Raw genomic sequence first — 18,447 nt, 5'->3', positions numbered from 1 at the left:
GAGTACGCGCCCGACGGCGATCGACCTGCGGCTACAATCGTTCCGCTCCACGGGGGCGTAGTTCAGTTGGTTAGAACGCCGGCCTGTCACGCCGGAGGTCGCGGGTTCGAGTCCCGTCGCTCCCGTCTCGAAACCGCCTGGGAACGGGCGGTCTCGTGCTCAGACTGCCACCGCGTGGGTCAGGCTGCCCACTCTGGCTCGTTGAGCGGCGGCCAGCCATGGCAGACGGAGACCCGAAGCTCTTCGCAAGGGGCTGGCCGTCGCTCCGCCTCTCTCCTCGGTCCTTCGTGCGTCGAAGAGAGGATCTGCCTACCCCACCAGCAGCGGCGCGAGCTCGCGCGGGCGGAGCGTGAAGACCGCATGGTCGGACGCGAGCTCGACAGGCCCGACGCCCAGGCGCGCCGCCATCTCACGCTGGTTCGCCGGCGGCAGGATGGTGTCCTCCGTGCACAGGATGTAGCTGCGGGGCACGTCAGGGAGTGCGCGGCCGGGCCAGGGCTGCTCCATGGCCGCCCAGCCCTGGGGGCGCTGCGTGGCCTCGAGGAAGGCGAGATACGCCTGCCGCTCCTCCGGCGGCACGATCGAGGCCAGCAGCTCGAGGTCGAACGACCGGCAGCCGTTGCCGTCGTCGCGTGAGACCGCCATGATCGTCTGGAGGGCTTCGGCACCGGCGAGGTCCACGATCGAGCGCCCCGGCTCGGGTACGAACGCCGTCACGTAGACCAGGCGGTCGACGTGGGTCTGCTCGGGCACGAGCGAGATCGTCGCTCCGCCCGCCGAGTGACCGACGACCACGACCGGCCCCTCGATCCCCGCCATCGCCTCGACCACCGTGCGGGTGTAGTCCTCGAGCATGGCCGCCGGGTCCGTGCTCGGCAGGTCGACGGCCATCGCGCGGTGACCGAGCGCCTCGAGCTCGGGGATCACCGGCGCCAGCTCGGCGGGGCTTCCGAACCCGCCATGGACGAGGACGAACGTCGTCATCGCAGCCTCACTCTCGGACGGAATCCTGTCATCGCTCGGGCGCCGCCACCGTATCGCAGTCAACAGCGTGAACGAGGGTCGACAGAGCGGCAGACGCACAGTGGATCGTCCATCCGGAGCGATGTCCAGAAGCAGACCCGGTGCCGCCGCCCGCGCGCGCGGGACGAACTCTTCGACCGCCTGACTCCGCCGCGTGGTCGAGGCGGAGCAGGGACCTCTCGATTCAGCAGTCCGGTGGCACCGCTCGATGTCTTGGGGCCGGGAGTTGCTTCACGTCGAGCACGTCGATGCCCTTCCTGGCGTCTGCGAACTCGATGGTTACGGTTGCTGCCTCGCCTCGTCCGTGAGCGCGGCGCAAGCACGTCTCGAGAGCGCTCGTCGCGGGCGATGACGGGCTGACGTCGACGTCGCCCCGGTCGGCGGCCGGGAGCGGGGCCAGGCGGCTCGCGCCCGACCCCGCTCGATCTCTCAGGCGGTCGCCTGCCAGGCCCTCCTCGTGAGAAGGACGCTCGTGACGAGCATCCAGCCCAGGAAGACGGCGAGGCCGATGATGGCGCCGCCCCCGGTCGGCGACCAGAAGCCGTCACTGGCCCACGTCGTCGCGTTGATGATCGCCCACAATGCGGCGGCGCCGGAGATCCAACCCCACCAGCGCGGGAAGATCCCGGTCCGGAACGTGGCTCCGCACACCGCCGCGAGCATCCCTGCGCCGAGCACGTTCGCGAACACGTCGAAGACGAGGGTCAGGTGGTAGAGGGGTACGACGACATCCGCTCCCTCGTCGGCGATGCTGTAGGCGAGCCCGGCTCGTGTCAGGGCCGACAGCGCGCCGACGGCGAACGTGAGCAGGAAGCTGGCGAAGGCGGCGGCCGCGAGTCGCGGTTCCCCCGCATCGCGCATCGTCGTGACCAGTGCGGCGAAGAACCACAGGAACGACAAGACCGCCAGCCCCTGGATGAACACCACCCAGAGCACTGCGTCGCGGTTGTCGCGGAAGAACTCGGCGACCGTCGCCGCGTCGTCGCCGACGGTCGGCGGGCTCCCGTAGATGGCCGCCGAGACAAGGAACAGGACGACGCCGAAGACCCCACCCGCAGCTGCGAGCCGATCCCATCTGGCCTTGTCCATTCGGAACCTCCGGTATGGATGTCGGGGCGATTGTGCGCTCTGCCACGGACAGAGCCCGACGAGTCGTGCCGCCGGCGACGGCGGGTGGCCGCCGCGAGCCCGGAGAGCCGCCCTCGGGATCCTGATCGCGGCGGGCGGCGTCTCGCCGCCCGCCCGACGCCTGAGGCGACAGGCACGACGCGACGACGCCGCGCGGCGGCGTCCGCGACACTCCACACCGATGGCCCAGCGCGCGGAGCTCACACGGCTCGTATGGGTCGCGATCGCCGCCGCGGTCGTGACGATCGCCCTCAAGCTCGTCGCCTGGCGGCTGACGGGCTCGGTGGGCCTCCTCTCGGACGCGGCCGAGTCGGTCGTCAACCTCGTCGCCGCGACCATCGCCCTGATCACGATCCGCTGGGCGTCACGCCCGCCGGACGAGGAGCACATGTACGGGCACGAGAAGGCCGAGTACTTCTCCGCCGTCCTCGAGGGGGCGCTCATCGTCGTCGCTGCTGCGGGGATCGTCTGGATGGCGGTCGACCGACTCCTCCACCCCAGGCCGCTCGCCGACGTCGACGTCGGGATCGCCGTCTCGGCCGCAGCGTCCGCGATCAACCTCGCCGTCGGCCTCGTCCTCGTCAGGGCCGGACGCCGTCACCGCTCGATCACGCTCGAGGCTGACGGGCGACACCTCCTGACCGACGTGTGGACGTCGGTCGCCGTCATCGCCGGCATCGCCCTCGTCTGGGCGACGGGGTGGGAACGACTCGACCCGCTGATCGCCCTCGCCGTCGCCGCGAACATCATCGCCACCGGCATCGTCCTGATGCGCCGGTCGGGCGGCGGACTGCTCGACCGCGCGCTCCCCGACGCGGAGCAGGAGGCGATCGCGGAGGTGCTCGACCGCGCCCGCGCCGAGGGGATCGCGTTCCACGCCGTCCGGACGCGGCAAGCCGGGCGCCGGTCGTTCGTGTCCGTGCACGTCCTCGTGCCGGGCTCCTGGTCGATCCAGCGTGGGCACGACCTGTCCGAGCGCCTGGAAGGGGAGATTCGCGCGGCGCTGCCGCACGCGAGCGTGCTCACGCACCTGGAGCCGATCGAGGACCGCGCGTCGTTCGAGGACGAGACGCTCGACCGGGGCGACGGCCCTCCGGCGTGAGTGACTCCGGGGCGGGGCGGATGTCGAAGCTAGACTCGCGACGACCCTGCAACCGCCTCGGAGAACGCTCTATGTCGACTCACCGTCTCGCTCCCATCGTCGTCGCTGTCGCGATCGCCGTGCTCGTCGTCGCGATCGCTCCCTCTGCCGGGGCCAAGGACGGCGACGTCCGCGTCCGCGGCACCTGTAGCGCGGCCTCGACCGTCAAGCTCAAGCTGAGCGACGAGGACGGCCGCCTCGAGATCGAGCTCGAGGTCGACCAGAACCGGAACGGCGTCCGCTGGAAGGTGGTGCTGCGACGGAACGGCAAGGTCGTCAGACGGGCGGCTCCCGTCACCCGCGCGCCGAGCGGCTCGTTCACGCTCCGCCGCGTGATCGCCAACGCACCGGGCGTCGACCGGGTGGTGGCGGTGGCGACGAGCCCGGCCCGGGAGCGCTGCGTCGCGCGCGCCTCGTTCTGAGGAGGGAGCGTCGCCGTCGGGTCTCCGGCGGCGACGCTCCCCCCGTCAGTCTCGATCAGCAGCTAGCGCGACCATCGCGGGCCGCCCCGCGCCGACGCGTTCGCGGCCGGAGAGCCGGCCACATCGCCGGTCGAGGCCGCCTGGAAGGCGCGCAGGTGCTGCTGCGACCCGGCGAGCAGGCTCGCGTAGACACGGTCGAGTCTCGACTCGTCGGTCTGCTCGCTTGCCGCACTCAGATCGGCGATGTCGAGCGTCTCGATCCGGACGCCGACGGCGAGCGCTGCCGCGACCGACCGGGAGCCCTGTGCGACGAGCTCGTCGTAGAGCTCCTGGAAGCGCTGCGACGGGAAGGCCCCGACCGCGTACCCGTCGGCCGGGTCCGCGACGCCGTAGGCGGCGAGCGCCCGCTCGACGGCCTGCTCGTGTCGGGTCTCCGAGGCGGCGATCCGCGTGAAGATCGACAATCCCGTCTCGGCGGCGAGCGCGACGTAGACGTCGTGCGCGAGCTTCTCCTCCTCGCGCATCGAGAGGAGCGTTGCGCGCTCCGCTGCGCCCAGCCCGGTGGCTGCGGGGACGGCAGCGACTGCGACCCCGGCCACGACGAGCGCCGCGAGCGCGACGGTGAGTGTGCGAATGGAGGCGATCATCGTCTCCCCCTTTCCGTTTCCCTGGCACCCACTCGATCACGAGCAGCTGAAACGGGCCTGAGACTGCTGTAAGCAGTCTTGGAAGGCTTCGGCGTGCTTTCATGCAGGGGTGTCCCACCGTCGGGTACACCTGCTCGCAGCGCTGCTGACGGCCCTCGCGCTCGTCGGCGCCGGGTGCGGCGGCGACTCCACGACCGCGCCCGCCGACACCGCGACGCAGACCGAGGCCGCGACCTCGCAGGTCACGCTGCTGGAGCCGGCCGCTGCGCATGCGCTGATCGCCGGCGGGGACGTCGAGGTGCTCGACGTCCGGACGCCCGCCGAGTACGACGAGGGGCACATCGAGGGCGCGACGCTGATCGACTTCTACGAGCCCGACTTCGCGACGCGGATCGGCGAGCTCGACCACGACAAGGAGTACGTCGTCTACTGCCGCTCCGGCAACCGGAGCAGCCAGGCCGTCGCGCTGATGGCCGCGCAGGGCTTCACCGCTGTCAACGACGTCGACGGCGGCATCGTCGCCTGGCAGGGCGCGGGCCTCCCCGTCATGCCCTGACCCGGGGCCCCGCAGCGATGCGACACTAGCGCCATGGCACGCGTCGAGGAGACACCGCTTCCCGGCGTCGGCACGCGGTACGCGTTCGCGACCGAGACGGGGCAGCGCCTCGGCGTGATCGTGCACCGGGACGGCCACCGCGAGCTCCTCGTCTACGACCGGGGCGATCCCGACGCCTGCGCCGCAGCGCTCGGCCTCGACGAGGATGCGGCACGGACGCTCGTCGACCTCCTCGGAGGGTCCGAGGTGAGCGAGCGGCTCGACGTCGCCCTCCGCCAGTCGATCGAGGGCCTCACCCTCGAGTGGGTCGAGATCCCGTCCGGGTCGCCGGCGGCCGACGCCTCGATCTCCGACCTCGGGCTCCGCCGGGGGACCGGCGCGTCGATCGTCGCGGTCGTGCGCGAGGGCCGGACGACGACGTCACCGAGGAGCGACTTCGTGCTGCACGGCGGCGACACCGCCGTGCTCGTCGGCTCCCGCGAGGCGATCGACCGGGCTGCCGAGATCCTGCGACGTGCCTGAGCTGCTCCCCCTCGCCGCGTCGAGCGGCGAGATCGCGACGATCTTCCTCGAGCTCGGCGTGGTCATGCTGCTCCTCGCGATCATCGCCCGCCTCGCAGCACACACGGGCTTCTCGCCGATCCCGGGGTACCTCCTCGCCGGCCTCGCATTCGGCGCGCTCTCCCCGACCGACCTCACCGGTGACTTCATCGACATCGGCGCGCAGATCGGCGTCGTGCTCCTCCTCTTCACGCTCGGTCTCGAGTACACGGGGGACGAGCTCGTCGGCAACCTGCGCACCGGCCTCCCCGCAGGCGCCGCGGACCTGCTGCTGAACGGCGCTCCCGGCGTCGCCTTCGGGCTGCTGCTCGGGTGGAGCTTCGAGGCCTCGCTCCTGCTCGGCGGCATCACCTACATCACGTCGTCGGGGATCGTGGCGAAGGTGCTCGGCGACCTCGGCCGCCTGGGGAACCGGGAGACGCCCGTGATCCTCTCGCTGCTCGTGATCGAGGACCTCGTGATGGCGTTCTACCTCCCGCTCGTCGCGGTGCTCCTCGCGGGCTCCGGCGTCTTCTCGGGCATCGTCTCGATCGCCGTCGCCCTCGGCGCCGCCCTCGGCACGCTCGTCGTCGCCGTGCGTTTCGGCCCACGGCTCTCACGGGCCCTCGGCCACGAGTCGAACGAGGCGCTGCTGCTCACCGTGCTCGGCATCGTGCTCGTCGTCGCCGGCGCGGCCGAGGCGATCAAGGTGTCCGCCGCCGTCGGGGCGTTCCTCGTCGGAATCGCCCTCTCCGACCAGGTCGCACACCGCTCGAGAGCCCTGATCATGCCGCTGCGGGATCTCTTCGCAGCGGTCTTCTTCGTCTTCTTCGGCCTCCAGATCGACGCCGGCGCGCTTCCGAAGGCGGCGGTGGCGGCGATCGTGCTCGCTCTCGTCACGGGCGCGACGAAGGTCGTCACCGGCTGGTGGGCGGCCGCGCGCGCGGGGATCGGGATCCCCGGGCGCGTGCGCGCAGGGACGGCGCTCGTCGCACGCGGGGAGTTCTCGATCGTGATCGCCGGCATCGCCGTCGCCGAGGGCGTCGAATCCGACCTGGGGCCGCTCGCCGCCGCGTACGTGCTCGCCCTGGCGATCGTCGGGCCGGTGCTCACCAGGACCGCCGACCGGCTCGCCGCGCCACTCGTCGCTCGTCGTGTCGTCGCCGAGCCGGCACGGTAGCGTTCCGCCCGTGACGAGCACGCTGGCCGGCAGCTCCACGTTCGGGGTTCCCCCCGACCTACGGGCGGAGCTCGAGCGCGGGCGCACGCTCCCCGCGGGCTGGTACTCGGGCCAGGCGGTGTACGACGCCGAGCAGGAGCTGATCTTCGGACGATCCTGGCAGTACGCCGGTGTCGCCTCGCAGGTGGCGGAGCCGGGCCAGTACCTCACCTGCCGGGCCGGGGCCGTGCCGATCGTCGTCGTGCGCGACCGCGAGGGGGCGCTCCGCGCCCACGTCAACGTGTGCCGGCACCGCGGCCACCTGGTCGCCGAGGGCTGCGGGCGGCGCGAGACGCTGCAGTGCGCATACCACGCGTGGACGTACGACCTCGACGGATCGCTCCGCCGCGCCCCGCGCTCCGATCGGGAGCCGGGCTTCGACGCGGCCGACTGGTCGCTGCACCCGGCGTCCGTCGACACGTGGGGGTCGCTCGTCTTCGTCAACCCCGACCCCGACCCCGTGCCGCTGCTGGAGACGCTCGGGCCCGTCCCGCAGTCGCTCGCCGACGCCGGTCTCGACCTCTCCACGCTCGAGCACCGCGGCCGGTCGCGGGAGTGGCTCGTCGAGGCGAACTGGAAGCTCGTCGTCGAGAACTTCCTCGAGTGCTACCACTGCCCGGTCGCCCACCCGAGCTTCAGCCGCCTGATCGACGTCGACCCCGACGCCTACCGGCTGACCACGGCCCGGTGGACGTCGAGCCAGTTCGGGGAGGTCGAGCAGCGTGCTCCGTCCCGGTACCCCTACGACCCGGTCGGGGCGATCGAGGCCGCGCAGTTCCACTTCGGCTGGCCGAACTGGTCGCTCAACGTGTTCCCCGGCCCCCCGAACGTGCGCGTCCTCGTGTTCCAGCCCGACGGGCCGCATCGCACGTCGACGTTCGTCGACGGCTTCTGGGCACCGGGCACGCCCGACAGCGTGATCGAGGAGATCACCGAGTTCGGGGTGATCGTCGGCGCCGAGGACACGACGCTCGTCGAGTCCGTCCATCGCGGCCTGGCGACCGGGCTCGTCGAGCAGGGTCGCCTGCTGCTCGACAGCGAACGGCTGATCCAGCACTTCCAGCTGCTCGTGCACGACGCCCTCGCGTAGGGCGGCTATCCGACCCTCCTGGGCCCGACCCCGATCCCCGCCTCCGTTGGCCCGGGCCGACTCGGGCTCTGCGGCCGCGACCGCTCGTGACTGGCTCGGAAGCCGTCGACGGCCCCGGTTGCACCGGCGCGACAGGCCGTACTCTGCGCTCGTGGGCCTTCTCGCTTCCCGCGTGCCGAGGTCGCTCGTCCTCTCGACCGACCTCGACGTGCTCCCGGTCGACCGGGTCGTCGAGCAGCGAGACGGCTACCTCGTGGCGCGCTCACCGCGCAACCCCACCCACCATTGGGGCAACCTCCTGCTCTTCGACGATCCTCCTGCGCCGGGGGACGGTGCCCGCTGGGAGGCGCTCTTCGAGCAGGAGTTCACCCACGAGCGGCGCATCGGGCACCGCGCGTTCACGTGGGACCGCACGGACGGCGCCGTCGGGGCGGCGCGAGGCGAGCTCGTGGATCGCGGCTACGAGCTGGCAGAGGACATCGGTCTCGTGGCGACGGCCGCGGACGTTCGCCCGCACCGGCGCGCGAACCGGAAGGTGGCCGTGCGCGCGCTCGACCCGGCGGAGGGAGCCGACGAGGACCTCTGGGCGGCAGTCGTCGAGCTGGAGGTGGCAACCCGGGAGCCGGGGTACGGGGAAGCGCCGTTCCGGACGTTCAGCCGCGCCCGGCTCGACGGGCTCCGCGAGCACTTCACGTCCGGCCGCGGGAGCTGGTACGCGGCGCTCGACCCGTCGTCGGGGGAGCTCACGGCAAGCTGCGGGATCGTCGTCACGGACGGCCGCGGGAGGTTCCAGTCCGTCGTCACCGCGCCCGAGCACCGTCGTCGAGGGATCTGCTCGCGCCTCGTGGTCGACGCCGCCCGGGACGCGGTCGGGCGCTTCGGCGCGAGACGCCTCGTGATCGTCGCCGATCTCCACTACCACGCACTCGGGCTGTACGAGTCGCTCGGGTTCACCCGCAGCGAGCACGTCGTCGGCGCCTCGCGGGCGCTGGACGGCGGGGTGGAGAGCGAGCCGGGCGAGCCCGCGTCCTACGACGCGGGCGGCGGCTCGATCGCGTCGGTGCCCGCGTCGAGGATCCCGAGCTCCGGGTCGAGCCGCATCAGCGCCTTGCGGCCGTAGAAGCCGAGCTTCTCCCGGGAGTCGGTGATGTCGAGCTCGCGCATCGTCATCTGGCCGATCCGGTCGAGAGGCCCGAACACGGCGCCCTCGACACGCTCCATCGAGAGCCGCTCGGGGTCGTACGTCGCGTTCTCGCTCGTCGTGTCGAGGATCGTGTAGTCGTCCCCCCGGCGGAGCTCCACCGTCACCTCGCCCGACACGGCGTGCCCGACCCAGCTCTGCAGCGAGTGGCGGAGCATCAGCGCCTGCGGGTCGAACCAGCGGCCCTCGTAGAGCAGCCGCCCGAGCTGGCGCCCCATCGTGCGGTAGTTGTCGATCGTCGGCTCGTTGTGGATGGCGTTCACGAGGCGCTCGTAGGCGAGCCAGAGCAGCGCCATCCCCGGTGCCTCGTACACGCCCCGGCTCTTCGCCTCGATCACGCGATTCTCGATCTGGTCGGACATGCCGAGGCCGTGGCGGCCGCCGATCGCGTTCGCCTCGAGCGCGATCGCCACCTGGTCCTCGAACTCGACGCCGTTCAGGGCGACCGGCCAGCCGTCCTCGAAGCGGACCACGACGACCTCGGGCTCGATCGCGACCGCGGCGTCCCAGAAGCGGACACCCATGATCGGCTCCACGATCGCGAGCGAGCGATCCAGGTGCTCGAGCTCCTTCGCCTCGTGGGTCGCGCCCCAGATGTTCGCGTCGGTCGAGTACGCGAGCTCGGCGCTCGCCCGGTAGGGCAGGCCTCGCTCGGCGAGCCAGGCGCTGAGCTCGGCGCGGCCGCCGAGCTCGTCGACGAACCGCGGGTCGAGCCACGGCTTGTAGATCCGGAGGTTCTCGTTCACGAGCAGCCCGTAGCGGAAGAAGCGCTCGATGTCGTTGCCCTTGTAGGTCGAGCCGTCCCCCCAGATGTCGATCCCGTGGCGGCGCATCGCGCTGACGAGCATCGTCCCGGTGACCGCACGTCCGAGCGGCGTCGTGTTGAAGTAGGGCTTCCCGCCCGTCGAGACGTGGAAGGCGCCGCACTGCAGCGCGACGAGCCCCTCGTGGACGAGCTGCCGACGGCAGTCGAGGATGTGGGCCTCCTCGGCGCCGACCTCGAGCGCCCGCGCCGGGATCCCCGCGACGTCGTCCTCGTCGTACTGCCCGAGGTCGGCGGTGTACGCGTGCGGGATCGCGCCGTACTCGCGGATCCACGCGACTGCGACCGAGGTGTCGAGGCCGCCGGAGAAGGCGATGCCGATGCGTTCGCCGACGGGCAGGGAGGTGAGGATGCGGGACACGGGCGGTGGCGGATCGGTGTCGCGGTGCCCGGCAGAGGATAGAGGCGGGCGGCGACCCGGTGGCGCGTCAGCCGACGGCGACGACGACCGACGCGGCGAAGAGGACGGCGGCGATCCCGTACATCGCCGCCGCGGCGAGGGCGCGGCCGCGCGTCCCGACCAGCGCGACGACGGCCGCGATCGCACACACGACGCCGCACAGCGCGCCGATCGCGACGACGAAGGCGGTCACGGCGGAGACGTCGGTGAGGACGGCGAGCGCGAGCAGCAGGACGGCGAGCGGGAGCAGCCGCACGAGGTCGCGACGGACGCGCTCCGCAGAGAGGGCACCGTCGACCGAGCCGTACGTCGTCATGAGGACGGGTACGCCGCGCCGCGGCGGAACCCTGCAGGAGAGATACTGCCGCGATGTCGCCCACGACCTCTCGAGCGCTGTTCACGTGGATCGCCGAGAGCGTGGCCGGCGGCGAGTCCAGCTACGCGCGACTGCGGGCGGGCGGACAGCTCGTGATGGACCGCGCCGAGGGGGCGCGCATCCACGACGTCGACGGTCGGGCCTACCTCGACTACTGCGGGGGGTACGGCGTCAACCTCTTCGGTCACGCCCCCCGCTTCCTGCTCGAGGCGATCACCGAGACGATGGGGCAGATCGGCGTCCACGTCGCGTACCCGCACCGGCTCGCGGGCGAGGTCGGGGAGCTCGTCGTCTCGCTCGTCCCGGGGATCGAGCAGCTCCGGTTCGCCGCCTCGGGCACCGAGGCGACGCAGGCGGCCGTCCGCCTCGTGCGTGCCGCGACGGGACGCGACTTGATCCTCAAGTTCGAGGGGCACTACCACGGGTGGGCCGACCACCTCTGCGCCGGGCTCGGCGCGGCCAGCGCCTCGCGTCCGGCGACACCGGACTCGCCGGGCGTGCCTGCGGCCGCGCTCGACGCGGTGTGGGTGCTGCCGTTCAACGACGTCGAGGCCCTGCGCGAGGCGATCGCGGCGGCCGGCGAACGCCTCGCGGGCGCGATCCTCGAGCCCGCGGCCGGCTCCGGCGGACTGATCCGTCCCACCGCCGCGTTCCTCGAGGCGCTGCTCGCCGACGTGCGGGCCGCCGGCGGCCTCGTCGTCTTCGACGAGGTGATGACCGGCTTCCGGCTCGCGCCGGGCGGGGCCCAGGAGCTGCTCGGCGTGACGCCGGACGTGACCGTCCTCGGGAAGATCGTCGGCGGCGGCCTCGGGCTCGCCGCCTTCGGCGGCTCGCGCGAGCTGATGCGGCTCGAGGCCGAGAACCGGGTCGTCCACGGCGGCACGACCACCGGCTCACCGGCGGCACTCGCCGCCTCGCGGTCGATCCTCACCCGACTCCACGACCGGCCGGAGCTGTACGAGACGCTGGAGACGACCTCGGCCGCGCTCGCCGACGGCATCGAGCGGGCATTCGCCGAGGCCGGCGTGGCCGGCCACGTGCGACGGGTCGGCAGCATGCTGCAGCCGTTCTTCTCGCCCCGTCCGGCCACCGAGCCCCTGACGCTCGCCGAGGTCGCGGCCCTGCAGGACGACGAGCGCTTCGTCGCCTTCTGCGACGCTCTCGAGGAGTGCGGGGTGATCGGGCACCGCTACCCGCTCGGCCGGTGGTTCGTCTCGCTCGCGCACACGCCGGCGGACGTCGACGAGACCGTCGCCGCGGTGCGCGCGGCGCTCGCCCGGATCGACGTGCAGCCGGTGACGGGCTGACCGCGGCCGCCGGCGGCTACGCCGGGCTCGTGAGGGCGGCGTGGATCCGACGCTGGAAGTGCCCGATCAGCCGCTCGCTCTCGCCGAACAGCCGCCCCTGCGGCACCGCGCCCGAGTCGAGGCCCGCCTGCACCGACTCGACGAGCGACTGGTCCTCCATCCCCACCTGCTGGCTGAACGCGATGATCTCCTCCATCTCCTCGTCGGCGACGTCCGGCGCGAAGAAGTAGTCCGAGTAGCCGGTCGTGCGGCCCGGGCCCGCGGGCAGCCAGACGTCCATCGACACGTTCGGACGGCCCGCCTCGATGTCGATCGTCGTGCTCGGCCACAGGTGGTGGTACTGGGCGCTCTCGATGCCGTCGCGCGGACGGTACGGCGCGCGGGCCGTCCCCTCCCGGACCCCGGGGCGGACATCGGCGAACTGGCTCGTCGAGAGCGGCCGCTCGACGACCGCGTACATGTCCGGGTCGACGTCCACGACCTTCGCGAGCCCGGGGTGCGCGACCGCGCAGTGGTAGCACTCGAGGTAGTTCTCGACCGCGTTCTTCCAGTTGACGGGAGCCTCCCACTCGACGCGCCGCCGGAAGACGAGGGCGTCGAGGTCGAGCCCGCTCCCCTCGACGGCCTCGCGGACACCGTCGAGGAGCAGCGCGAACGGCGGCGCCGCGGGATCCGGGTTGGCGAAGACGAACGGCCCCCAGGTCGTGACGGAGACGGGGAGCAGTGCGAACGCGTCGGGGTCGAAGTCGGGCTCGCGCTCGCTCCGGGGAGCCTTCAGCAGCGCCCCGTCGAGCCCGTACGTCCAGGCGTGATAGGGGCACTGGAGCGTCGCGCGACAGCCCTCCCCCTCGGCGACGAGGTGGCCGCGGTGCCGGCACACGTTGACGAACCCGCGTAGCTCTCCCGACCCGTCGCGCACGACGACGACGGGGACGTGCGCCACCTGCGACGAGAAGAACGAGCCGGTCTCCGGAAGCTGGTCGAGCCGCCCGACGTACTGCCACGACCGGGCGAAGATCCGCTCGAGCTCGAGGCGGTACACGACCTCGGACGAGTACCAGGAGGCGGGAAGCGTCCAGCCGTCCTCGAGCGGGTGCTCCACCGGAGGCAGCATCGCCGTGGCACCGTTACCTGTCGTGGGCATTCGTCGCCTCCCGCTCGCGGTTGTTCCTGACTGTCCGGTCAGTCAGGATAGGCGGGCGCTCCGGAATCGGTCAAGATACGTCCCCGCGTGACCGCCCCCGCACCCACCATGGACTCCCCCCGCGTCGTCACGATCCTCGAGGCAGCGTGCCGTGTCGTGATCAGGGACGGTGCGCACGGCCTGCGCATGGCCTCCGTCGCCGACGAGGCCGGAGTGTCGAAGGCGCTCGTCCACTACTACTTCCCGACGCGGCAGAACCTCCTGCGGGCCGCGTTCGCGCTCTCCGAGGAGCGCTGGGAGCAGCTCGTCGCGGACGAGGTCGCCGAGCTGCCCACGGGGCGCGATCGCGTGGTGCACAGCCTCGCCGCCTGCATCGACACGACTCCGCCCCACGGCGAGTTCAGGGCGCTCTGGACGGCGATGTGGACGGGGCTCCACGGCGACGAGGAGTTGCGCCCGGAGGTCCGGACGCACTACCGGGCCTGGATCGACCTCCTCGCCGAGCGCGTCCGCGAAGGGCAGGCGGACGGGTCGATCGACCCGGATGTCGACGCCGACGTCACCGCGTACCGGCTCGCCGCCCTCACCGACGGCCTCGACTCGATCCTCTACCTCGGCCTGTCGGAGCCGGTGGAGGTGCAGGCAGCGCTCCGGGCCGCCTGCGAGCAGGAGCTCGACCGGTGACCAGGCTCTCGTCGCAGGGCGTCTCGCTCGCCGGGGTCACGAAGCGCTTCGACGAGGTCGTCGCCGTCGACGACGTCACGCTGGAGATCGCGAACGGGGAGTTCTTCTCGCTGCTCGGGCCGTCGGGCTGCGGGAAGACGACGAGCCTGCGCATGATCGCCGGCTTTGAGCGCCCCGACGCGGGCCGGATCGTGATCGGCGAGGACGACGTGACGGAGACGCCGCCGAACAAGCGGCCGGTGAACACCGTCTTCCAGAGCTACGCGCTCTTCCCGCACCTGACGGTCGGCGACAACGTCGCCTTCGGCCTCCGCTTCACGAGCACGCCGAAGTCGGAGCGCGGCCGGCTCGTCGGCGAGGTGCTCGAGCTCGTGCGCCTGTCGGGGTACGAGCACCGCAAGCCGCACCAGCTGTCGGGCGGGCAGCAGCAGCGCGTCGCGCTCGCCCGCGCGCTGATCCTCAACCCGTCGGTGCTGCTGCTCGACGAGCCGCTCGGCGCGCTCGACGCCAAGCTGCGCCGCGAGCTGCAGGTGGAGCTGAAGAGCCTCCAGCGCGAGGTCGGCATCACTTTCGTCTACGTCACGCACGATCAGGAGGAGGCGCTGACGATGTCCGACCGGCTGGCGGTGATGTCCGGCGGGCGCGTCGAGCAGGTCGGCACGCCGCGCGACGTGTACGAGCGGCCGGCGACGGTCTTCGTCGCCGACTTCCTCGGCGTGTCGAACCTGATGCGCGCGCACGCGCGGCCGGACCGGGCCGTCGACGTCGGCGGGGTGACGCTCCGTGTCGAGGGCGCCGTCGGCGGGCAGGCGGGCGTCGTGCGGGTGACGATCCGGCCCGAGCGCGTCCGGATCGAGCCGGAGGGAACGGGCGGCGAGAACCGCGTCCCGGCGACGATCGAGCGCTTCGTCTACCTCGGCTCGACGACCCAGGTGTTCGTCACGCTCCCCGGCGGGGAGCGGGTGCAGGCACTCGTCGCCAACTCCGGCGACGTCGACGAGTACGACGTCGGCTCCCCCGTCACGGCGTGGCTGCCCGCCGACGCGCTGCGCGTGCTGGCGGACGACGAGACGACGGCCTAGCCGCCGGCGCGCGCGAGCGTCACCCGTCCGAGCGCGACGGGCCGGTCCGGCTCGTCGACGGGTGCGATCTCGACGTCGGCGACGGCGAGCCGGCGGCCCGCCCGGCGCACCGTCCCGGTCACCCGGTGCGACACCGGACGGGCGAGCCGCGTGAAGTCGACGCGCAGGTCGACGACGAGCCAGTCCTCGCCGTGGGCCGACGCCACGGCGGCCCAGGCCACGGTGTCGACGCAGGTCGCGAGGGCGCCGCCGTGGAGGAACGCCGTCTCGTCCTCGACCACGGCCGTCTCGGTCGGCTCGAGCAGGAAGACCGCACGCCCGTCCCGGGCCTCCTCCTGCACGAGGCCGATCGCCGCGTCGAGTCGCTCCTGCTCCGCCACCTCAGCCCTCGATCCGTGCGAGCTCGTCCATCGCCGAGCCCTTCCCTCCGCCGCGGAGCGAGACGAGCTTCCAGATGCCGAACGCGATGCCCGCGATCGCGACGGTGACGAACAGTGTCAGGCTGGCGAGCGCGTTCAACGCAGGGGTCGGCGACCCACGCGCGTTCGAGTAGATCTTCACCGGCACCGTGTCGGTGGTCGACCCGGACGAGAGGAACGCGCTCACGACGAAGTCGTCCATCGAGATCGCGAAGACGATGATCGCGCTCGCGATGATCGCGGGCCAGAGCATCGGGAGCAGCGCCATGCGCAGCGCCTGGATGGGCGTCGCCCCGAGGTCGCGCGCCGCCTCCTCGTACTCGGGGCCGATCGAGAGCAGGCGGCCGCGGACGATGATGAGGACGAACGAGATCGAGAAGGTCACGTGTCCGATCGCCTGGGCCATCGTGCCGAGGTCGATGAACGTGAAGACGCTGACGAAGGTGAGGAGCAGCGCGGTGCCCATCACGATCTCCGGCGTGACGAGCGGCACCATCGAGACGAACCGGGCGCCGGTCGCCGTTCGGCCGCGCCAGCGCGTGAGCCCGATCGCGAGCGCGACTCCCAGCGGCACCGTGATCGCGATCGCGAGACCGGCGAGCTTGAGCGACTGGAAGAGCGCGATGTGCAGATCGGGGTCGTGGAAGACCGACAGGTCGGGATCGCCCCACCACCACCGCGTCGACCAGCCCTGGGCGGTCGAGCGGGAGCGGCCCTCGTTGAACGAGAAGCGGATCGCGATCAGGATCGGGACGATCGACCAGGCGAGGTAGACGAGCGTGAAGAGCAGGAGGAACCGCGGCCTGCCCCACGGGTTGGCCCACCACCGCCCGAAGCGCGACAGGGCGCTCGCACGGGGCGGCGGGACGGCGACCGTCGCCTCGCTCACGCCTGGAGCCTCCGCTGGGTGCGGGCCGTCGCATACAGGTAGTAGGCCATCAGGACGCCGAGCAGCAGCATCAGCGCGACGACGAGCGCGGCGCCGACCGGCTGCTGCTGGCCGCCCCGGATGTAGAGGTTGATCTGGTTGCCGATCATCGTCGTGTTCGGCGAGCCGGAGAGGAGGTCGGGCGTGTAGTAGTCGCCGAACATCGGCAGCGCGATGATCACGACGCCGGCCATCATCGCCGGCACCGACAGGGGGAAGGTGACGAGCCGGAACGCGTGGAACGAGCTCGCCCCGAGGTCACGGGCCGCCTCGAGCAGGCTGCGGTCGATGCGGTCGAGGAACGCGTACAACGGCAGGATCATGAAGGGCACGTAGCCGTAGACGAGCCCGAGCACGACCGACGAGGCCCGCCCGTCGAGCCAGGTGCGGGGCTCGCCCAGCACGTGGAGCCAGACGAGCACGTCGTTCACCCAGCCGTCGTCCTGGAGCAGGTTGATCCACGCGAGCATCCGCATCAGGTAGCTGATGAAGAAGGGAGCGATCAGCCCGGCGAGGAGCAGGCTCTTCCAGCGCCCCCCGAACCGCGCGACGTAGTAGGCGACCGGGTAGGCGATGAGGAGCGAGATCACGACCGCGATCACCACGTACCAGATCGTGCGCAGGAAGACCTTGCGGAAGATCGCCTCCGACGAGAAGAGTCCGTCGAACACGGTCGAGAAGGCCTTCGTGTTCCAGTCGAGAGGCGACCAGGCCGGCCGGGGGGTCTGCAGGATCGGGTCGACCGAGCCCAGGGCGACGCAGAGGATGACGTAGAAGGGGACGAGGAAGAAGAGCAGCAGCCAGCCGACGCCCGGGGCGGCGAGGCCGCCCCAGAACGCGTTTCGGCCCTGTCTCACGGGTGCTCTCTGCTCAGATGCCGGCCTTGAACGCCGCCCAGGTGTCCTGCCACAGGACCTGGCCGTCGGGCGAGAGCTCGAGCTCGAAGTACCCGGTGTCGAAGTCGCTCTCGCGCACGACGGTGCTGCGCAGGTTCTCCGGCACGACCTCGTCGCTCACGAGGCTGTCGGGGTCGATGCTCGTGAGCGGCGGCTGGTAGCCGACGAACTGGACGAAGTTGTCGTAGGCGTTCTGCTCGTCGAGCATGAAGTTGAGGAAGTGGTGCGCGAGCACCGGGTTCTTCGCCGACTTCAGCACCGCCATCTGGTCGTTGCCGATCGGGCCCGTGCCGTCCTCCGGGAACCAGTAGCCGAGGACGTCGGCCCCGACGCCCTTCGGGAGGTAGTAGGGGGCCGAGACGAGGTCGCCCGACCACGCCTGATGCACCCAGGCGGAGCCCTCGGGGAGCTTCACGTAGTCCTCCGTGGAGACCTTGATGTTGACGGCGTCGATCAACGACAGCAGCTCGTCCTTCGCGAGCTCGAGGTCCTCGGGCTTCTCGGTGTTGACGTCGGTGATGCCGTTCCGCAGCAGCATGAAGACGGGGGCCTCGCGGCTGTCGTCGAGGAGCCACGTGTTCCCCTTGTGTGCGGTCTCCCAGAAGATGTCGTACGGGTTGTCGTACTCCTCCGGCGTCTTCGTGACCTTGTCCGCCCGGTAGCCGATGCCGGTCGTGTAGATCGTGTACGGCACCGTGTACTGGGATCCCAGGTCGTAGAAGGGGTCCTGCAGCGACGGCCAGATGTTCGCGGCGAGGTTCGGGATGTAGTCCTTGTTCAGCGGCTGGAGCTGCTTGGCGAGCACGAGCCGTCCCAGCCGGTCGGGCGTCGGGAAGAAGACGTCGAAGTCGACCGCTCCGGACGCGATCTTGGCGATCGCCTCGTCCATCGTCGAGAACGTCGTCAGCTGCACGTCGACGCCGTACTCCTTGCCGAAGTCGTTGAGCTTCTTCTTCCAGAGGTAGTCGACCCAGTTGTAGATCTTGAGCGGGCCCTTCTCGGGGTCGAGGCCGGACGCGATCGCCGGGTTGTCGTCGAAGAGCGGCTGCGTGACGGGGTTGTCCGGGCGCGCGAGCTGGAGCTCGGACGCGCTCCCGCCGTCGTCGCCTCCGCAGGCGGCGAGCAGGGTGCTCAGGCTCGAGAGCCCGACGATGCCGGCCGCCGAGCGGCCGAGGAACTCGCGCCGCGGGTATCCGCGCCGTTCACGGGGATGGAACGTGGTCATCGACGACCTCCTTGTCGCACAGCCGGGCCCGTGCCTGCGGAGAAACCAAACCAAACCCTGACCATCGGGTCAAACCGGCGGCCCGGCGTCGCCGCCGGAGACGACGACGAGGGCGTCGACGGCGACGGCCCCGTCGCGGCCGAGCACGAGCGGGTTGACGTCGACCGACTCGATCTCCGGGTGGGCGAGCGCGAGC

General features: G+C 71.6%; 21 protein-coding genes and 1 tRNA gene. 11 read left to right on the top strand and 11 right to left on the bottom strand.

Going from position 1 to position 18,447, the window contains the following annotated elements:
* Nucleotides 1-51: 51 nt before the first annotated feature.
* Nucleotides 52-125: transfer RNA gene (locus AC162C_RS12875), tRNA-Asp, on the top strand.
* 184 nt (nucleotides 126-309) lie between these two features.
* On the opposite strand, the gene AC162C_RS12870 is transcribed toward AC162C_RS12875, so the two are convergent.
* Nucleotides 310-984 (bottom strand): alpha/beta fold hydrolase, encoded by a 675-nt coding sequence (locus AC162C_RS12870; protein ID WP_484097889.1) that lies wholly within the window; start codon nucleotides 982-984, stop codon nucleotides 310-312.
* 468 nt (nucleotides 985-1,452) lie between these two features.
* Nucleotides 1,453-2,112: a hypothetical protein gene (locus AC162C_RS12865; RefSeq protein ID WP_484097888.1), complete on the bottom strand. Its 660-nt coding sequence runs from the start codon at nucleotides 2,110-2,112 to the stop codon at nucleotides 1,453-1,455.
* A gap of 220 nt (nucleotides 2,113-2,332) precedes the next feature.
* On the opposite strand from AC162C_RS12865, the gene AC162C_RS12860 reads away from it, so the two are divergent.
* Nucleotides 2,333-3,253 carry a cation diffusion facilitator family transporter gene (locus AC162C_RS12860; RefSeq protein WP_484097887.1) on the top strand — a complete coding sequence of 307 codons (921 nt, stop codon included), beginning with the start codon at nucleotides 2,333-2,335 and terminating at the stop codon, nucleotides 3,251-3,253.
* 71 nt (nucleotides 3,254-3,324) lie between these two features.
* Complete coding sequence (locus AC162C_RS12855) at nucleotides 3,325-3,714, top strand: hypothetical protein (RefSeq protein WP_484097886.1); 390 nt, start codon at nucleotides 3,325-3,327, stop codon at nucleotides 3,712-3,714.
* 62 nt (nucleotides 3,715-3,776) lie between these two features.
* Here AC162C_RS12855 and AC162C_RS12850 read toward each other — a convergent pair whose 3' ends face one another.
* Complete coding sequence (locus AC162C_RS12850) at nucleotides 3,777-4,361, bottom strand: DUF2202 domain-containing protein (protein ID WP_484097885.1); 585 nt, start codon at nucleotides 4,359-4,361, stop codon at nucleotides 3,777-3,779.
* 109 nt (nucleotides 4,362-4,470) lie between these two features.
* On the opposite strand from AC162C_RS12850, the gene AC162C_RS12845 reads away from it, so the two are divergent.
* From AC162C_RS12845 to AC162C_RS12825, 5 genes are all read left to right on the top strand, one after another.
* Entirely contained in the window at nucleotides 4,471-4,917 is a 447-nt protein-coding gene (locus AC162C_RS12845) for a rhodanese-like domain-containing protein (protein WP_484097884.1), read from the top strand.
* Between the two features lie 33 nt (nucleotides 4,918-4,950).
* Nucleotides 4,951-5,439 carry a cation:proton antiporter regulatory subunit gene (locus AC162C_RS12840; protein WP_462973704.1) on the top strand — a complete coding sequence of 163 codons (489 nt, stop codon included), beginning with the start codon at nucleotides 4,951-4,953 and terminating at the stop codon, nucleotides 5,437-5,439.
* The gene (locus tag AC162C_RS12835; RefSeq protein WP_462973705.1) at nucleotides 5,432-6,637 is read left to right on the top strand and encodes a cation:proton antiporter; all 1,206 of its coding nucleotides are present in this window, start codon (nucleotides 5,432-5,434) and stop codon (nucleotides 6,635-6,637) included. Before AC162C_RS12840 ends, AC162C_RS12835 begins: the two co-directional genes overlap by 8 nt.
* A 10-nt stretch (nucleotides 6,638-6,647) precedes the next feature.
* Nucleotides 6,648-7,766 (top strand): aromatic ring-hydroxylating oxygenase subunit alpha, encoded by a 1,119-nt coding sequence (locus AC162C_RS12830; protein ID WP_484097883.1) that lies wholly within the window; start codon nucleotides 6,648-6,650, stop codon nucleotides 7,764-7,766.
* 151 nt (nucleotides 7,767-7,917) lie between these two features.
* Nucleotides 7,918-8,886, top strand: coding sequence for a GNAT family N-acetyltransferase (locus AC162C_RS12825; protein WP_484097882.1), 969 nt, complete (start codon nucleotides 7,918-7,920; stop codon nucleotides 8,884-8,886).
* Here the strand turns inward: AC162C_RS12825 and argG are convergent.
* Complete coding sequence (gene argG / locus AC162C_RS12820; protein ID WP_484097881.1) at nucleotides 8,796-10,151, bottom strand: argininosuccinate synthase; 1,356 nt, start codon at nucleotides 10,149-10,151, stop codon at nucleotides 8,796-8,798. The genes AC162C_RS12825 and argG overlap by 91 nt on opposite strands.
* Nucleotides 10,152-10,218: 67 nt before the next feature.
* Nucleotides 10,219-10,506: a hypothetical protein gene (locus tag AC162C_RS12815; RefSeq protein ID WP_484097880.1), complete on the bottom strand. Its 288-nt coding sequence runs from the start codon at nucleotides 10,504-10,506 to the stop codon at nucleotides 10,219-10,221.
* Between the two features lie 53 nt (nucleotides 10,507-10,559).
* On the opposite strand from AC162C_RS12815, the gene AC162C_RS12810 reads away from it, so the two are divergent.
* Entirely contained in the window at nucleotides 10,560-11,873 is a 1,314-nt protein-coding gene (locus AC162C_RS12810) for an aspartate aminotransferase family protein (protein WP_484097879.1), read from the top strand.
* 16 nt (nucleotides 11,874-11,889) lie between these two features.
* On the opposite strand, the gene AC162C_RS12805 is transcribed toward AC162C_RS12810, so the two are convergent.
* Nucleotides 11,890-12,975 carry an aromatic ring-hydroxylating oxygenase subunit alpha gene (locus AC162C_RS12805; protein WP_484097878.1) on the bottom strand — a complete coding sequence of 362 codons (1,086 nt, stop codon included), beginning with the start codon at nucleotides 12,973-12,975 and terminating at the stop codon, nucleotides 11,890-11,892.
* Nucleotides 12,976-13,104: 129 nt separating this feature from the next.
* On the opposite strand from AC162C_RS12805, the gene AC162C_RS12800 reads away from it, so the two are divergent.
* Entirely contained in the window at nucleotides 13,105-13,701 is a 597-nt protein-coding gene (locus AC162C_RS12800; RefSeq protein WP_484097877.1) for a TetR/AcrR family transcriptional regulator, read from the top strand.
* Complete coding sequence (locus AC162C_RS12795) at nucleotides 13,698-14,783, top strand: ABC transporter ATP-binding protein (RefSeq protein ID WP_462975322.1); 1,086 nt, start codon at nucleotides 13,698-13,700, stop codon at nucleotides 14,781-14,783. Before AC162C_RS12800 ends, AC162C_RS12795 begins: the two co-directional genes overlap by 4 nt.
* On the opposite strand, the gene AC162C_RS12790 is transcribed toward AC162C_RS12795, so the two are convergent.
* The 5 genes from AC162C_RS12790 to AC162C_RS12770 all read right to left on the bottom strand — a co-directional run.
* Nucleotides 14,780-15,163 (bottom strand): PaaI family thioesterase, encoded by a 384-nt coding sequence (locus AC162C_RS12790; protein ID WP_462975321.1) that lies wholly within the window; start codon nucleotides 15,161-15,163, stop codon nucleotides 14,780-14,782. The genes AC162C_RS12795 and AC162C_RS12790 overlap by 4 nt on opposite strands.
* A gap of 1 nt (nucleotide 15,164) precedes the next feature.
* Complete coding sequence (locus tag AC162C_RS12785) at nucleotides 15,165-16,091, bottom strand: ABC transporter permease (RefSeq protein WP_484097876.1); 927 nt, start codon at nucleotides 16,089-16,091, stop codon at nucleotides 15,165-15,167.
* Nucleotides 16,088-16,987 (bottom strand): ABC transporter permease, encoded by a 900-nt coding sequence (locus tag AC162C_RS12780; RefSeq protein ID WP_462973716.1) that lies wholly within the window; start codon nucleotides 16,985-16,987, stop codon nucleotides 16,088-16,090. Before AC162C_RS12780 ends, AC162C_RS12785 begins: the two co-directional genes overlap by 4 nt.
* Nucleotides 16,988-17,000: 13 nt before the next feature.
* Nucleotides 17,001-18,251, bottom strand: coding sequence for a polyamine ABC transporter substrate-binding protein (locus AC162C_RS12775; protein WP_484097875.1), 1,251 nt, complete (start codon nucleotides 18,249-18,251; stop codon nucleotides 17,001-17,003).
* Between the two features lie 69 nt (nucleotides 18,252-18,320).
* A partial coding sequence (locus tag AC162C_RS12770) for an acetate--CoA ligase family protein (RefSeq protein WP_484097890.1) occupies nucleotides 18,321-18,447 on the bottom strand: 127 nt, incomplete at its 5' end.

Source organism: Gaiella sp. (assembly GCF_057140465.1).
The sequence above is the reverse complement of the archived record's forward strand: the minus strand, read 5'-3'. Positions and strand labels throughout refer to the sequence as shown.

Excerpts from the sequence above, each read along its gene's own strand:
- AC162C_RS12860 (WP_484097887.1), top strand. The coding sequence starts at position 2,333 with ATGGCCCAGCGCGCGGAGCTCACACGGCTCGTATGGGTCGCGATCGCC.
- AC162C_RS12865 (WP_484097888.1), bottom strand. The coding sequence starts at position 2,112 with ATGGACAAGGCCAGATGGGATCGGCTCGCAGCTGCGGGTGGGGTCTTC.
- AC162C_RS12855 (WP_484097886.1), top strand. The coding sequence starts at position 3,325 with ATGTCGACTCACCGTCTCGCTCCCATCGTCGTCGCTGTCGCGATCGCC.
- AC162C_RS12775 (WP_484097875.1), bottom strand. The coding sequence starts at position 18,251 with ATGACCACGTTCCATCCCCGTGAACGGCGCGGATACCCGCGGCGCGAG.
- AC162C_RS12850 (WP_484097885.1), bottom strand. The coding sequence starts at position 4,361 with ATGATCGCCTCCATTCGCACACTCACCGTCGCGCTCGCGGCGCTCGTC.
- AC162C_RS12810 (WP_484097879.1), top strand. The coding sequence starts at position 10,560 with ATGTCGCCCACGACCTCTCGAGCGCTGTTCACGTGGATCGCCGAGAGC.
- AC162C_RS12870 (WP_484097889.1), bottom strand. The coding sequence starts at position 984 with ATGACGACGTTCGTCCTCGTCCATGGCGGGTTCGGAAGCCCCGCCGAG.
- AC162C_RS12840 (WP_462973704.1), top strand. The coding sequence starts at position 4,951 with ATGGCACGCGTCGAGGAGACACCGCTTCCCGGCGTCGGCACGCGGTAC.
- AC162C_RS12815 (WP_484097880.1), bottom strand. The coding sequence starts at position 10,506 with ATGACGACGTACGGCTCGGTCGACGGTGCCCTCTCTGCGGAGCGCGTC.